This window comes from Methanosarcina sp. UBA411, assembly GCF_002495725.1.
Taxonomy (GTDB): Archaea; Halobacteriota; Methanosarcinia; order Methanosarcinales; family Methanosarcinaceae; genus Methanosarcina.
Genome location: NZ_DAGK01000031.1, coordinates 254,180 through 271,192 on the forward strand (window position 1 = coordinate 254,180; position 17,013 = coordinate 271,192).

The 17,013-nt window shown below is 34.1% G+C and carries 11 protein-coding genes; 1 reads left to right on the plus strand and 10 read right to left on the minus strand.

Features of this window, described 5'->3' with window-relative positions:
• The first annotated feature begins 480 nt into the window (after positions 1 to 480).
• Positions 481 to 1,767, plus strand: a complete 1,287-nt coding sequence (locus BP861_RS12265; RefSeq protein ID WP_292375921.1) for a polysaccharide pyruvyl transferase family protein — start codon at positions 481 to 483, stop codon at positions 1,765 to 1,767.
• 1,221 nt (positions 1,768 to 2,988) lie between these two features.
• On the opposite strand, the gene BP861_RS12270 is transcribed toward BP861_RS12265, so the two are convergent.
• The 10 genes from BP861_RS12270 to BP861_RS12315 form a co-directional block, all read right to left on the minus strand.
• Complete coding sequence (locus tag BP861_RS12270; protein WP_292375923.1) at positions 2,989 to 4,479, minus strand: flippase; 1,491 nt, start codon at positions 4,477 to 4,479, stop codon at positions 2,989 to 2,991.
• Between the two features lie 230 nt (positions 4,480 to 4,709).
• Entirely contained in the window at positions 4,710 to 5,762 is a 1,053-nt protein-coding gene (locus tag BP861_RS12275; protein WP_292375924.1) for a polysialyltransferase family glycosyltransferase, read from the minus strand.
• An 89-nt stretch (positions 5,763 to 5,851) separates the two neighbouring features.
• Positions 5,852 to 7,681, minus strand: coding sequence for a hypothetical protein (locus tag BP861_RS12280; RefSeq protein ID WP_292375926.1), 1,830 nt, complete (start codon positions 7,679 to 7,681; stop codon positions 5,852 to 5,854).
• Positions 7,682 to 7,855: 174 nt separating this feature from the next.
• Positions 7,856 to 8,788, minus strand: a complete 933-nt coding sequence (locus BP861_RS12285; RefSeq protein ID WP_292375928.1) for a glycosyltransferase family 2 protein — start codon at positions 8,786 to 8,788, stop codon at positions 7,856 to 7,858.
• A 12-nt stretch (positions 8,789 to 8,800) separates the two neighbouring features.
• Positions 8,801 to 9,973 (minus strand): glycosyltransferase, encoded by a 1,173-nt coding sequence (locus BP861_RS12290; RefSeq protein ID WP_292375930.1) that lies wholly within the window; start codon positions 9,971 to 9,973, stop codon positions 8,801 to 8,803.
• A 78-nt stretch (positions 9,974 to 10,051) separates the two neighbouring features.
• A complete protein-coding gene (locus tag BP861_RS12295) occupies positions 10,052 to 10,966 on the minus strand; it encodes a glycosyltransferase (RefSeq protein WP_292376072.1) in 915 nt (304 codons plus the stop codon).
• Between the two features lie 58 nt (positions 10,967 to 11,024).
• On the minus strand, positions 11,025 to 13,187 hold the full coding sequence (locus BP861_RS12300; RefSeq protein ID WP_292375931.1) for a bi-domain-containing oxidoreductase: 2,163 nt from the start codon (positions 13,185 to 13,187) through the stop codon (positions 11,025 to 11,027).
• Positions 13,188 to 13,205: 18 nt separating this feature from the next.
• Positions 13,206 to 14,474: a prenyltransferase/squalene oxidase repeat-containing protein gene (locus BP861_RS12305; protein ID WP_292375934.1), complete on the minus strand. Its 1,269-nt coding sequence runs from the start codon at positions 14,472 to 14,474 to the stop codon at positions 13,206 to 13,208.
• Positions 14,443 to 15,696: a glycosyltransferase family 4 protein gene (locus BP861_RS12310; protein WP_292375935.1), complete on the minus strand. Its 1,254-nt coding sequence runs from the start codon at positions 15,694 to 15,696 to the stop codon at positions 14,443 to 14,445. The genes BP861_RS12305 and BP861_RS12310 overlap by 32 nt, the downstream gene beginning before the upstream one ends.
• A gap of 269 nt (positions 15,697 to 15,965) precedes the next feature.
• A complete protein-coding gene (locus BP861_RS12315; protein WP_292375937.1) occupies positions 15,966 to 16,934 on the minus strand; it encodes a glycosyltransferase family 2 protein in 969 nt (322 codons plus the stop codon).
• Between the last annotated feature and the right edge of the window lie 79 nt (positions 16,935 to 17,013).

A 17,013-nucleotide genomic window follows, 5' to 3' on the forward strand; every position in this document is an offset into this window, starting at 1 on the left:
TTCTCCAAAATCAGTGTGTAAACTGAGGATTCAGAATGCTTATTTTAGGTAATAGATATATAACCAGAGTTCCCCTAATAAAAGTACATTCTTAAAATCCAATTTAGAGGAAAATACACCCGATTAAACTTTAAAAATAATAGATGGATGGGATTAGAGCTTTATTTTTTGACAAGTTACATTTTTTTGAAATTATGGCAACTGACTCCGTTTTCCGTTTTACAAAATTAAATGTTGAAAATAGGGCTAAGAAAACCTTAAAATGGAATTTAAGGATATTTAATTTCTTTAATGGAAAATAAATTCTTTATCATCTGTACTTTTACTGGGGGAGCACTAGCACCACATACAATTTACGAGATAAGGCTTATTAACCCTTGAAAAATGAATCATTTTTTGAGGACCCTATCAATAAAATATATTATGTTGAGATAGACTGAACAATAAAGATCACTTTGAATAGCTTAATGGAGACTAAATATGGGAAAAAAAGTATTGTACGTGTCAGATAATAGAAATAGGGTTAATTGGGGATGCAGAGGAACAAGTATTAGCCTATATCAGACATTAAGTACGAACTATGAAATGAAAAATATAATATATGGAGATGATGTCCGAGGTCCTTTATCAAAAAATAATTTATTATCGAAAAATAGTAGATTTATCAGTTTTTTATTTTATGCTGCAAGAAAGAACTATGTTTTTAAAAGACTAAAAGAATCTTCATACTACGATTTTATACAACATGATCCTTCTAAAAGTCTGCAAACGTTTCTAAAGAATTTGCATAATAATGATAAATTTCTCGAGATTTATTATAAAATAAAAAATTCTGATATTGTAATCATAAACGGAGAGGGAGATGCGATATTTACTACTCCCCCAAGAAGGCAATATCTGTTTTTGCTATTTATGATAGAGTTATCTACTTATTTAAGAAAAAATGTATATTATGTTAATGGAGTTATATCAGATTGTCCTTCAACAGGAAGAAACCTCGAAACTTATAATTATTCAAAAATTACCCTATCAAAATGTAAACGTGTATTAGTTAGGGATCCTGTTTCTTTAGAAATGGTAAAAGAAATGAGTAAAGAGATAAATTGTGAATATATTCCAGATAGTTTGTTCACATGGAGAAAATACTTTTATGATGTTTCTTTACCTTCAAATGGTGATTTTATAATTCCTCATCCAGAAGACGATTTTTTATTCAACAATTTAAATTTTAATCTACCATATATATGTATAGGAGGTAGTTCTTCAGCGGCATGGAAACCCCAAGAAGCAATTCCACAATATATAAACTTGGTTAAAAGAGTTAAAGAACTAGGATTAAACATATACTTAGTACAGACATGTAGCGGAGACTCTTTTTTAAAAAATGTCTCAGAAGCTACTACAACTCCATTGATACCAGTAAATGTTCCGATTCTATCAGGTGGATTAATATTGGCAAAATCAAAGTTATTTATCTCTGGTAGATATCATCCTTCAATATTTGCTTCTTTAGGAGGAACACCATGCATTTTTTTAGGGTCTAACTCACATAAAACAAAAAGTTTGCAAAAAGTATTAGAATATAAAGAGATAGAAGAGTTTTCAGCTATTCCAAGTGAAGAAGAATGTAATGCAATTATAGAAAGAGCAAAAAGTATTCTTGTAAACGAGAAAGAAATTAGAGAAAATATAAAAAAAGTAGTTGAAAAAAGAGAAGAAGAGGCAAAAAAAATAGTAAATATAATTGAGTGTATAGATACAAAATAATACAACGTAATTTGCCTATGCAGTATAAAGCTCCGCAGAAATCGGGGAATCTACCTGTCATTTAAGAGAAGTAAGTAGACCAATAGTTTATATAAACCATATCCTAGTTTGATTGTCTGACCTACATGTTAAAAGAATGCTTTCTTGTTCAAGGAGGTAAGTAGTTTTATATTCATATATCCTTGACCTATCTTTCTAATCTATGAATAGATTACATAGAATATTGAAGAAATAAGATATTTTCTTCAAAAAGCGACAGTGTGTCAATTTTTCTGTAAAATTACTAATTTTAAGAGACTTTTAAGTCAAAAATCCGCGGTCAGTAAGTCAGTTTCACATACAGTATCCAAAAAATTAACTTAGAATTTACAGCAAATTCGCGACACTGCCAAAAAAGCGGATAAAAATAATAAAACGGAATAAAAAGACTATTCATCCATTATATTTATGAGATTAAGAATGAAATAAAAGAAAGCTTTATAAGATTTAGATTATAGCCCAAATTTGACAGAAGCATATATCATCTAATGTCAAAATGGGCCTGATGTTCCTGTTTTCTTTATACAATTCAAGGTTTTGTCTCACATCTTATGATTTTTTGGCATTATTAATTTTACCAAAATGTAATGTGTCAATGCAATGTGTTTTGTATACAAAAATACTGTATTAATTAGCAGAATCTGTCAAATTAGAGTTATAGTTGAAGAAGTTTGTCGAATAAGTGAGATGTCAGACTAAATAAGTTCAAAGTTGTGAAATTAAAAAGATACTAAAAGACTACTCACGGCCCTAAATTAATGTTTCTCTCTTAACACGCATATATTTTTGGATCTACTTGAATAGAAGACAACCTATGTTAACCTATTTGGCAACGCTTAAAAAAGAGAATAAAGTACATATGAAAGGTACGTAAAAAAGAGTATCTTTCGGAAACAACTTAATTATCTTTTGACAATTTCGTAACAATTTCTTATATTCTCTTAACAGTTTCTTATATATGTCTGCTTCTGGCTTTTATCTTCTTAGTTAAAAAGCACTCTCTGTGTAGAGCGTGATAGTAACATATAACATGGAAAAATTACTCCCATAAGTTGGAATTATCTACAGTTTAATCCATTGATAGAAGCAAAAAGAGTTTATGCTCTATACTTGCAATGCGACTCGTGTTCCCAGTTTCCTTTACCTTAAACAAAACTCAAACGATCAAGGTTTGAGCTGAGATTATTTTCGTTTAGTCAAAAAGACCATCCACGTAACTGGAGACGGTCTAAATTTGCATAAAGATTTTACAAACTCAATTTCCTCTTTTTCAAACGTTTTTAGTAAGTACAACATACAAAAATAAACAGCAGAGCAATAAAAAATTGTGAGGAAGATTTCGGATTGACTTTTTGGGTTTGTTAGCAAAATAACTAATGACATTCCAGCTGAAGAGAAAAGAGTCTTAATAATTAAGCTTGATCCAAACTGAGGCCTTAATACTTTAGAAGATTTCCATACCATTAAAACCACGCTTGAAACAAACGCTATTAGTGTGGTAAAGGCAGCACTTATTAGTCCAAAGTGTGGAACCAATAAAATATTTAACAAAAAATTTAGAGTTGCTGCGATAAACCAAATTCTAGCTGTTAGCATTGTTTTTTTCTCTAAGATTGCTATTTTTTGATATATTGTGTAAACTCCTAAAAATAAAGAACTCAAAGCGATAAAGGGTGTAATTAAATATCCTTCAGTCGCGATATCAGGAGTAGTTAAGAGATTAAGTAAGGATTTAGACAAGAATGACAAACCAAAAAAAGAAGGAATTGTAATGATTAAATAGTATTTAAGAGAGTAACTTAAGATACTTTTAACTTCTTCTATGTTATTATTATCGTAATGTTTGGACAATGTGGCAGGTAATATAAAATTTAAAGGTGTAGAAAAAGAATTAAGTATGTTTCCGAGAGCATAGCCGGGGGAATAATAACCCACAGAATTAGGACCTAAGTAATAACCAATAACATAACGATCACTTGCATTGACTATCCAATTAGATAAATTACTCGGAACTGTAGGAATACTAAATTTAAGAAAATCCATCAGATTTTCAAACTTAGGAACTTTAAATCCAATCTCGGAAACTATCATATAACCCATAATGAAAAACATTAATAATGAGCTAGCTAATAACCCTAATTCTGCGCCTACAATTCCTTTTCCATAAGATAATAAGAAATATATAAAAATTATTTGTAATATTGTTCTTATGACGTTTAGCATAGAGTACCTTTTAATTTGTTCCCTCGCTCTAAGATATCCAATAAGAAAAGAATTTAGACATTCAAAGAATATGATAAAGGACATTGTTTTTGCTAGAAAACTGTTCCCAGAAAACAATACCATGGATATTTTATCAGAAAGGGCAAAAAATGTTGAAGCAACAGCAATACTCATAAATATTTCTAAAAAGAAAAGTGAATAAAATATTTCGCTAATTTCCTCTAGTTTATTTAAAGGAGCTAAAAAACGAACTAGTGTAAAAGGTAATCCTAGGGTTGCTAATATTGTTACCATTGTTACTGTAACTCCAATTTGAACCCAGTACCCATACTCTTCAATAGAGAGGTTTCTTGTTAGAATTGGTAACAAGATAATTCCACTAAAACTTAGTAAGAAGTTCGTGGCACCTACTAATAAGATTCTCAACAAAATAGCTTTATTTTCTTTCATTTTACCTGACCAAACATAGATATATTTTCTAGTGTATAATCAAACTAAAAATAATTTAACACTGATATATGTTGATATATGTTATAACTCCAAACACTTACATTAGAATAGCATCAAAAATTAAAAATGCTTCTTTGAATCTAGTAATAAGGTTACCAATAAATTTTTGATTATAAAGTAATCTTAAACTCTCACTGATTTGAGAATAAAATCAGTTTGGAGATAACTCTTCAATAATTCGAGATAGAGTTTACTTCATATTTGAATTCGTTCATAGAAGAAGGCACAATTATGCCGACTCTTTCGAAGATATTAATTGTACAACTATCCTTTTGACAGAGAATTTTCATAATAGAAATTAGGTGAGTGTTTTTATCAAGTAACATACTACAAGTTAAAATAGCTGTCGAAAAACTACCTATAATTAATTTAGGTGGTTTTTTGGCAAAAAGTATAAGCAAAATTTCCATAGAGAGAGAATTGGGCAAGAGATTTATTTTTTCATTTGATCCTAAATTCAAAAAATCATTCTTTTGCTCTCTAGGATGATATTTCGCTCCTATATTCTTAAAAGTTTTATGGAGAAAATAAATCAACTGCGAATATAGTTCTTTAACATTCTCTAAACTTTGATATTTGAAAGAGTCAGAATGGTCAATAATCAAAAAACAATCGAAAATTAAATCATCTAGATTATTGACATAACCTTTAGATATTAAAGAAGTAAAGTTTTCATCTATATTATTAAAAACATCATCAGGAATTCTTATTATATCGTTATTTTTCAACTCAGGTCGAATAAATTCCGGTCTAAAGACCATCATTTCACGTATAAATTTAGAAGTTCCCAAAATTTGAACTGGATTGTACCATCCACCGTATATTATTTTAAAAAAAAATTTAGAAATTGTATTTGTTTTTTTCGCTTTATGGTCGTTATATACTTCGAGACCATCCTCAATATAGATGACCAATCCGTTCTTTTTTGAGATTATGTGCGCTATCGCTTGGCCTTCAGGTCTTCGATCATTAAATAAAAAGACACATGAGTCAGCAGATATGTACTTATCAAAAAATGATTTAATTATATTTATGTTTTTATAACAAATTCTTGTCACACTTATTACGTTATTATTTTTGAGATTATACATTCCCGGAATTAAAATTATATCTGTAAAAGGATTATTTTTCCACTTCAAAATAGATTCATAGTAAATATCAGCATTTGGGAAGTCACGAATAATAACTAAATAATTTATATTATCACGGCTATAACATGCCAATCCACAGGATATAAGGATATGGTAAGGTGTATGGGTTATATAGAAGCTAGGCATAAAACTCATCGAATTATTATTAATGATATATTATTTTAAGACGAAAATTTTTTAGGGATATACCAAATTACAATTTTTTGATTAGTATAAATTAAGGATGTTGAATTATCGTTATTTAATCTTATAAAATCACTATTGTTAAACCTACCAATCTCAGGAAATAAAACGTTATACAAATATAACAAGTATTGACGATCTGTTATTAAATAACAGCCATTCAATAAATTACTCAACATATCTATATCACTACTATACCCAAAGTGGTCATTAATTGTACCATTCCAATTTGGATAAATTCTATGTGTACCGTAGATAGAATCACCTATACGAGAAATGGTTGGAACACCTGCTCCAATGATTTCATTATCACTGATTCCATTTTCGAGTACCCACTCTAGCCCATTAGCATTAGAATAAGAAATTGCTTCGTTTGATTTATATATGTAGGAAGAAGGATAATATGAAAGAACCTCACCTATGAAACAAAAGCTTAATATTAGAAAAACTAAGATGTAATTTAAATAGTTAACATTTAAAGACTTTAGCGAAATTATTTTAGCACAAGTATAACTAATGGGTTTAGAACTAAGTAATCGATACAAAGCAGTCCCTACAAGAAGAGGAAACATAGGAACTACACACGCAATAAGCCTCCCACTACTTAGTGAAGTTAGCGGTCTAATATAATCCGTAATCCACAGAAGACTAATTATAAAAAAAGTAAGTGAATAAGAGAACAAGTGTTTTCCATAGGAATATTTATCCTTTAAAATTTTCATAGATACGGCGATAGACAGCAAGAAATAAATGAAAATTTGACCATATATTTTAATAAACAAAGTAATAATATCACTTAAACTGAAGTTAATTTTTTCAAAGCTCTCTGATGCTCTGCTCGCCATTGATTGTACCAATAATTCAGAGTTCGCCCAACTAACTAAACACTCCACTGAGGAATCCCATACCCAGTAGAATCTCCATATCCATATCATATTTACTATGAATAAGATAATCGAGATAGATAGCGAAAAATTCTTATAAAGATATAAATTTTTGATCAAGTCTCTGTTCTTCAAGTTGGCAGCAAAAAAAAGGGATCCAAACTCTAGAAGCATAAATATACCAATGTAAATGAATGATGCAAAAGGATGAAAAGGCACTATTGAAAATATCCACATTAGTAGCAGAATAGTCGCAGGATAATGTTTTTTTTCTTGATGCTTAAAGTATAAAAGAAAAATTAATGGTAATAAGAGTAAAGCAAATCCCATAGGAAAAAGATACGTGAAATAATAACAGGAAAGAACAGTGCCTGATAATAGGCTTAATACTGCTACTTTTTGTTGAAGAATAGATCTACTAAATAAATAAGTAAAAATTAAAAAGAAGATATAAAAAATTGAACCGATAAAATAAGAAATAGTGTATATTGAATTATGTGCGATTAAAGAAATGCAACCCATTAGAATATGTGTAGCTGGATAAACATCTCTGGGAGCGATAAATCCGTCTTGTAAAATACGTATTGTATAGCCGATATGACTGAGATGATCTCCAGAACTTGGAGAGTAGTAACCGCATAAATAGGGTAGAAGGATTACTATTAAATTATTAAGTACAATTAATAGAATCACTGCCTTCCAAAAATTAAAAATTTCCTCCCACAAAAAACAAGCAAGCGTTAAGAAGACACCAAATAATAAATTAACAATGACAAAAATCCAAATAAAATTCGGTATATTTTCATAAATTGAAAACTGATAAGTGAGCAGATGCATTTTGAAAACTAAAAGGTTTAGCACAGCTGTTAGTATGAAACAAGTAGATAATAATATTAAAAAGATGTGTTTTGTTGGTTTAAACATTATCATACCATCTATAATTGTTATGCAGATAAAGGTTAGAAATATCGGCTCTGTAGAAATCCTCTGAAATAGTGAATTTTCATAAATTTAAACTGAGCCGCAAGATCTGAATATACTTATCTTTTTTCAGCCTCTTTCATCTGATGTAGACAGGTTTTCTACAGAGTCGAAATATCAAAGCCTATTAGCAAAATACTTCAAATAGTTATTCAGGACTCTTCTGTAACTTCCAATATATTTCTTAACTTCTTTATCATCAATCTTTTGCTCTCTGTGGATAAAAGAGTGAAAATACCCAAAGAGATATCCTATAATTTTTTTTATAGCATATTTTTCTTTTGAGACAAACAATATTATTAGTACAGTGCCAATAACCGATAATATATTAGAGTTAAGATAATAGGCACGCTTTCCTCGGTTGAAATATCCTTTAAAGATGTTGAATTTGTTACCAGTTTCACGTGTCTGATAATACACTACATCACTAAGTCTCTTAAGTTTCCAACCTTTCAATAATAACTTAACGTTCGAGACTGAGTCTGGAGACTTTGTGATCAAATATCCTCCACTTTCTTCGAAAGCTTTTCTTCTCCAAACGCGTCCAGTTCCTGATATTGAAGAAGAAAAAATATTTGAATTAGAGACTCTGTGACATCTATCCTCACTGTTTAGTATTAAAAGATCTCCACAAACAAGCCCATGTTCAAGGTTACTATTCAAGTAAGAAATTAACTGAAAAAAATAATTGTTTGGATAGATCATATCTGCATCAGATAATCCAATATACTTAAAATTAGGCTCAATTTTTTTAGCATAATCGAAGCCAAACCTACAAACAATAGAGTAATGCTCTTCTAAATTATATTCAGAGTTGTTATTTAACCTGAGCGAGAATATCCATGGATATTTATCCTTTGCATCTTTTATTATTTCAGAAGATTTGTCTTCACTATGATCGTCAACGATAATCCATGCATCAGGTCTCAATTGCTGAGAAACAATAGATTCAATTAAATTTGGTAAATTGTCTTCTTCATTCTTAACGGGTGTAACTAGAATAAAAGATTCTTTAGATTTCAGATCTGTATCTAAAACTTCTACCATCATTAATCCCCAGAATTAAACGATATCGCTATAAATTATTTCTAGCATTTCGCAAACATTTTCCCAACTCAATTTTTTTAGAACTAGTTCACATTCAGATTTATCTATGCTTTTATTCAACCCAGATTCAAATAAAATTTCATATATTGTTTTCTGCAGAGAATCATTTTCAGAACTTATAACATGACACATTTGCGAGTTTACCCATTCAGACACCCCACAATTGTCTGTAACAATAACTGGAGTGCCACATGATAGAGCTTCCAATACCACATTTCCAAAAGACTCGTACTTGTCTTTTGAAGACAACACAAAAACATCTGCATCAACGTAAGCTTCGAACTTTTCTTTTTCATAAAGAGGACCTAGTAACAGCACATGTTTCCTAAAATTCAATTCATCAATTAACAGATTTAGTTTTTCAAGGTACCCGTCATTTGGGCCAGCGATAACGAGCTTGATATTTAGAGATTTATTGACCAATTGGTTCAGTGCCTTTACTAAGGTGTCAATTCCTTTTCTTTCGTGGATTCTTCCAAGATATAAAACAGTCTTCTCATTCTCACTTATGGAATACTTAGATCTAAATGTTCCTTTTAAGGGTAAACTCGAATAATCAGCAAAATTGATACCATTAGGAAGGTGGATTATTTTTTCTTTTTCTAAACGTGGAAAAACATTAAAGTACTGATCAGACTCTATTTTTGAAGTCGCAATTATTTTCGAACAATTTTCAACAACAAAATCCCCAAAAAATAAATCATATATTTTTTTTTGAATACTTTTACTTATTGTAGGAACAGAACCTCTAGGCTGCAACACATAAGGAACATTATATTTCTTTGAAAAAAAAGAAGCAAAAGTTGAGTTTATTGTCCTATACTCATGAATATGAACTATATCAAATTTAGAGACATTCTTATTTAAAAAATAAACAAATTCAGGCGAGAAATTAAGTTTTCTTCTTGCAAAGTAATTAGATAACGTTTTAAAATAATAAACATTTATACCATTTAAATTCCTAAAACGACACTCAATCCTTCTTTTGAAATCAAAAATGTCAGTTGTGTAAACAGTAACATCATGTCCTCTTGCTACCATCTCTTTGCTTATTTCGTATGAAGAACGTGCAACACCACCTAACCCCCATGCTGGAGCAAACCCCGATACAACATATAAGATTCTCATAATAATCCCAAACCACTCAATACACACAAATTAGAAGTTTGATGAATAATTAACACTTGACTAAAATGAAAAATTCAATTATCTTCTTGCAAGCAATATATTTTTTGAGTAGGCCAATGACTTTACGAATAATATAGCCGGATATGTAATCCAGTAAAAGTCTCCTTTAAAAATTCCACAAAACATACCTTTTAGTCCAAGAAAGTAATGTTCTTTGAAGATGTCAAATTTACTTTGTTGATAAAATTCCATTCCGTTCAATTTGAAGGCTTGAGCACCCCAAAGAGATCTTTTATATATTGCCTTCAGAGAATCCATAGTGTCGTGAATTAAAGGTTCTTCGTACTCGATAACAACATAACCAGCGTCTTTTAATCTTTTTGCTAATATCATATCTTCGCCAAAATTGTATGATGTATCAAAGCTACCGACAGAAGAAACATGTTGTCTCCTGAATAGCGCATTTCCTCCTCCGAAAACACCACTAACCCTCTTTATTCTATATTTAAATACAAAGTTCGAATGAGCACGATTGCATTTTTGAGTCCAAGGGCCGGATGAAGGTGCTATAATTCGTGGCCACACTGTACTAACTTGTTCAGACAACTTAAAACATTTAACTGCATTTTTTAACCAGTTTTCATGAGGGATGATAATATCTGCATCCCATATAGCTAAAATTTCTCCCGAACTTTTTTCAATACTAATTTGTCTAGAATTCGCTAAAGAAACTGGATCATAATAAACTTTACAGCCATATTCTTTTGCAATTTTCACGGTATCATCAGTAGAATATCCATCTACAACAACAATCTCTATATCGCTATAATTTTGAGCTAAAATGGAATCTAAACATTTTTTAATATATTTTCCTTCATTTTTGGTAGGAATACAAAAGGATACCTTCGGCTTATAATTAAAGTTATGAACAAGTACAGAATCTTTAGATACCTGAGTAATATAATCCATATTTTGATTAGAGAACCCTTCCATTTTCAACACCATTCTCAAATAATCATATTATGATAATAATAAGCTATAAGACCATTTTTCAATAGGAATTTAATTTTACAGACGATCTACTTGTAATGGATTCACGCGCTTTAAAAGTGGATATTGTAGTCAAAACGTTTGCTTCAAAATCATATTCTGGAGACCCGTTCTTCACCAACTCAAAGAACTTTTCAAACTCATTCTTATGCCCTTTCTCAGTTACCATCCTCTTTGCAATCTTCTCTTTCTTCCCGCCCTTGACCAGTTCAAGCTGCTTGAAATCTGTAATGACTCCAGCCATCCCGTCAGCAAAAAACTCAGCACGCTCTTTGGACAGAGAGCTATCTCCGTGGGTAGTGTATATTATAGTCCCGATTGAGCCGTCTTTAAAAGAGATAGTGATTGACACATTTTCGTTATCTTCAGGACTTTTTATTTCAGGCTCGATTTTCCGGGCGTAGACTTCTATGGGAGATGAGCCTATGATGTACTGTAGGAAATCAATGAAATGACAGCACTCAGTAATAATCCGGCTGCCGCCTTCTGATTTATCGTAGATCCAGTGGTCTTTGGGAATGGACTCGGCGTTTACGCGGTAGATAGCTACCATGGGCTGGGAGCGTTTTTTGAAGAAATCCCTGAGTTTTGTGCCGAGTTCGGAATAGCGGCGGTTGAAGCCGACCATCACAAGACCACCATATTCTTTCCAGGCGGCTTTGACATTTTTCAGTTCTTCTTCATTGAGAGCCAAGGGTTTTTCAACAAGGACGTTTTTGCCATGCTTGAGGGCTTCGATTACTAGAAGGGCGTGGAGACTGTTTCGGGTTACTATGCTCACGCAGTTAATTTCTGGATCTTCCATAATTTTATGGTAATCGGAGGTACAGTATTCAAAACCATATTTTGAGGCAACTGATTCACAGCTGATGCCGGTTGCTGCTGACAGACCTTTTAATTTTATATCCTTAATTTTAGAAAGGTTGGGGAGTAGAGTGCTCGTTGCAAAGATCCCTGCACCTATAACTCCAATGACTGGAGTTCCGCTTGGGAAAGGGTTTGACTCAGGGACTTTGAGCACGATTTTATCTTCAATTTCTCTATTAGTATCGTATCTTAAGACTATGCCTAGATAGGGTTTTCTTTGTTCTATGATATCATAAGCATCCGGAGCCTGCTCTATTGGAAACTCATGAGAAATAATAGGCTCCATGGAGATTTTCCTCATTGAGAGAAGATCTAGAAAAGCTTGCATGTTGCGATTCTCAGTCCAGCGGACGTAAGAGGCAGGGTAGTCCCTACCGAACTCTTCATAGGTACGATCATAACGGCCAGGACCATAGGAGCGAGAGACCCGCAGTTCGATTTCCTTGTTATAATATTCTTCACGTGGAATATCCATGCCTACAAGGCCTACAATTACGACTTTCCCACGCTCGCGAGTTATTTTCCCGGCAAAGTCAACTGGATCGTTTGACCTCGTTGCAGCTGCAATAATAGTTACATCTGCACCAATTCCCCGGGAGAACTGCCTGACGCTTTCCTCTATATTGGGAGTGTTGCGGGGAAGGGCAATGTCTACACCGAGTTCTTTTGCAAGCTTGACCTTAGCAGCGTCAAGGTCAATGCCGAAGACTCGGCAACCTGAGGCTTTGAGAATCTGGACAGTAATCAGGCCAATTAGGCCCAGACCGACAACAACAACATTTTCCCCAACTCTTAGGTCAGCATTTCGGACTCCTTGCATTGCAATCGAGCCCACTGTTGTGAAGCAGGCGTTTTTAAGATCAACATTATCAGGAACTTTTACACAGAGATTCTTAGGGACAAACGCAACATCTGCATGATTAGCATAGCCTGCACCTGCACATGCAACCCTATCTCCAACCTTTATGGATGTTATGTCTTCACTTACGGAAATGACAGTTCCTGCACTGCTATAACCCAAAGGCTCTCTTTTTTCAAGCCTCCCCATTGCCTGCTGGAATGCTGAAAACGGGCCGTCCTGCTTTGCTTTATTTATAACCTTCATTGCAAGATCTGGTCTGGCCCTTGCTTTTCCTATTAAGGATTTGTCGGCAAGATCCACGAGACCAGACTCGGTACCAGCACTAATAACCGAATAGTGGTTTCGGACAAGCACGCCACTTCCCTTTAATGTAGGAATTGGAACATCTTCAACCGTTAAACCACCATCTTTAAGATTCAGGACAACCTGCTTCATTGATGAATCTCCTAGTAATCATAATTTTGTAAAGTTAACTTTTGTTTCTAAACATTGGGATGTAGTATAACTCAAGCAGTCCAGCACTTCCGAAGTCATGAATAGGTCAGGAAAATTATTATCAGGTTCAACTGTGGATGTGTTTATGTTCATTACATTTGCAAGGATGTTGAAAAGTTTTGGATTAACAGAGTTTGAAAATCTGCGTCTGGCAAATTGCCTGTACATTCCATAACCAAACCTGAACAGCCTGTGGCTTACAGGATAACTTCCTATATTTGCAGTATTAAGAGCCGCGAAAACTGAACTAGGGAAGCTCAGAATCGAGTCACTTTCCCAGCGGTTTACAATACGTTTAACATTTGCTTCGAGGACCCCCAAAGCTTTTTCTGCATTTTCTGAATAATTAGAATTCCATTTTGTCCCGTACATAAAACAGGGGATTGCAAAAGCATAAGCTCCACTCAAGTAATAAGCAAACATAAGGCCACTTTTTGACCAGTCAAATTTTCCATCTGGGAGCTGGGCAGCTGCAAGCCATTCAACTCCTTTTTTGAACTCGGGATCAATCCAGTCACTTTGAAGAGAGTCTATAATTTTAAGCAGGTAATAAAGAGTTACACCTTGATAGTGTATACAGGGAATATTCAGGCAGTATTGATAGTTACCTTTGATTTCGTTGGTGTAAGGAAAAGCTCCATCTGAAAATTGATATTTGCAGACATGTTCTGCTGTGATTCTGGCAGCATCAAGACACTGCTGGTCCGAAAACGCCTTTCCGTACTTTGCAAGAAAAGCCCCGCAAGTAGCGTCAACGTTCAGGTGATCAGCCACATAAATGGAAGATTTTTTGAAATAGCCAGGTGAGAACTGATTAGCTAGCACGAAATCTTTTGCCTGCAAAGCAGCCTTTTTAAAGCGTTCGTCCTTTAGAAGTAAGTAACCATCGACAAGTGCTTCTCCCACAATAGAGGTGATAAGAGCAGATGGATGGTTGTATTTGACATGTACCTCATTCCATGAGCCGTCAGAGTTCTGATTTTCAAGCACCCAGTTCAGGAGTTTTTGAATAAGATCTGCATAATTGTTCCCTTTGAACCCGTTTATCCGGACAAGGGTTTTTACACATTCGGCACTCACTCTATTTCTGGAAATTTCGAAGACAGGGTCGACTGTGTAAGCCAGGTTTCCCTCAACCTTTACAATAGGAGTGATTCCATATTGAATAATCTTTGAGGCCAAAGAATAAATCCGTTCATTGAGAGCCTGCATAGCTGATACCATCATTCAAGGTAAGGATTGCTTTTTCAACTTCGATGCTTTCTATGTCTGATTTAAGATTTGCTGCGATATGCTGCCTGCTGTAGTGCTCATTTACAAAAGTTCGTCCTTTCCTGCCCATTTCTACACGTTTCTCTGGATTTTTTAGTAAGTATAGTATAGCATCTGAAATTGCATTAGGATCATTTTCAGCAATTACTCCTCCGCCTGAAACCTCAGCAAGTTTTCGAATTTCTCCTTCTCCACAACCTACAAACGGGATTCCACAAGCCATATATTCATAAGCCTTTGTTGGAACTGCATATTCAAGCGTCTTTAACTTTTTCAGAGGAGCTACTCCTATAAGAGATTCAGAAATTATCTTGGGGATATCCTCTCTTGGAAGCAGGCCTGGAAACTCCACATAATCTGTGAGTCCATTTTCTACAGTTACCTTTTCCAAATATCCTTTAATATCACCATTTCCAACTATCAATAACTTCAGGTCGAATTCTTCATTTATTTTTTTCATTGCTAGAATTACATCCTCAAGGTCCTGAGCATGCCCAATATTACCTGCATAAATTATCTGATTTTTCTTAGGGAGATTCATAGGATAAAAGAAGTCCGTATCTACGCCATTAGGTGTAATTCTCATTATTCTTCCATCTATGTTTTTGTATGTTCGCATGATATCCTGACCAAGCTCTTCAGTAGTAACACAAATCAAATCAGCATTGGAATAGCAAATCTGCTCATAAGCTCTACTCATTTTTTCAAACAAGCTTCCCTTCTTCAAAAAGCCGAGACTGATAGAAGCATTGATCCAGAGATCTCTTACATCCATAACCCACTTCTTTTTGAACAATAATTTGGCTGGAATTCCTCCAAATCCAGTAAAAATCGGTGGGGCAGAAGTAATAATTACATCAAATTTACGGAGATTGAAAAATATCCATAAAACAGTATGAAGAGGGAAAGTAAGGTAATAGGCAATTCTCCCCATAAACCCCGGGTCCTGACAATTGGGTTGCCATGCAAGTAAGTTTATTACATTTACCCCGTTTACTTTCCGAGATTCTGAAATACTCCATTTTCGTTTAAATGAACCAGAGGGGAAGCTGGGGTGTGGAGCAAGAACAGTAACACTTAAACCCAGTTTTTGGAGATGGTTGGACATGTCGAAAATACGCGAGGCGTTGCCTGATTTTTCAGGAGGGAAATGCTGTGAGATAATTAGAATCCTCATACTGTAACCTCAAGGACTGAGATTTATAATATATTTTAGATTAAATTTAAGAAATCAGTTCGATTTTGTTTTTTGTACTATTTCAGAGATCTTTAAGATGAAATGATTAGGAATCATATCCTCCTATAGTAACTTTAAGAAAACATTTATGATATAGAAATTCATCACAAAGTTCCTTCAGGAAATCACATGAAAGTCATATAATCACCCGATCTCTCTGCTGTTTGAAAAGCCGAATTTATAAACAGCCAGTTACCTGCACAAAGTAATTAAGCGGCCCTTGTTTCCTTCAAAATTGCGGATATAGAATGCAACAAGAGACCTGTCAAAGCCATGAAACTCCCTACGATAATAAACAGAATCATGAGCATAGTAGGCCCAAAATACAAACTTTTTCCCATAGTGAAACCCTGCACGAAAAAAGCGCCCATAATAAAACCGCTCATTCCAAGAATCACTCCAGGAACTGTCAAGTAGTAAAGAGGCTTGTTGAATTCAATATCTTTTAAAATCATTAGAAGAACCCCAAAACCGTGTTTTATCGGGTTTACAGTTGAACAGTCAACGTCATATCGAACGCCAATTTCGACTTCAGCTATGCGGAGGCCGGATTTACCAGCATCTGCGAGCATTTCACTCTCTATTGCCATGCCCTGGGCTGTGAAGCGGAAAATATCTTTTGTTGAGGCAGCAAAAGCTCGGAAGCCACTCTGGGAATCTGTAATCTCAAGCCCAGAGTTTAGATTTGTAACCCTGTCCAAAATGGTCTGTCCGACTCGGCGGTAGGCAGGAGTATTTTTATCTAGGCCATTTAAATATCGGCTACCGTTGACCATATCTGCTTCGCCTTTAATAATGGGATCGACAAGTTTCGGGATCTCGGCAGGGTTGTGCTGGCCGTCGGAGTCCATGGTAACTATTATATCTGCACCCAGGTTGTCAGCGGCTGCAAAACCGGTTTTGAGGGCAGCTCCTTTTCCTTTATTTACTTCGTGAACAATTACCTCGGCTCCTGCTTTCCTGGCAATCTCGGCTGTCCGGTCTGAGCTTCCATCATCGACCACGATTACGCTATCGGCATAATATCTGGTAAGTAGGACTACACTTCCGATGGATACTTCTTCATTAAAGGCAGGAAGGATCACCGTGATATTTTGCGGAGAGGTCCCCTGAACACATGGATTTTGCTTCTGTGCTGTGTGCTGGGTACTCTTACCCACAGGTATTTCGTTGTTCAATTTGGATGACCCCTAAACATAGTGAAATATTTAGAGTGAAACTTGAATTAAGCCTTAAAAGGCATCTGATTTAACTTAG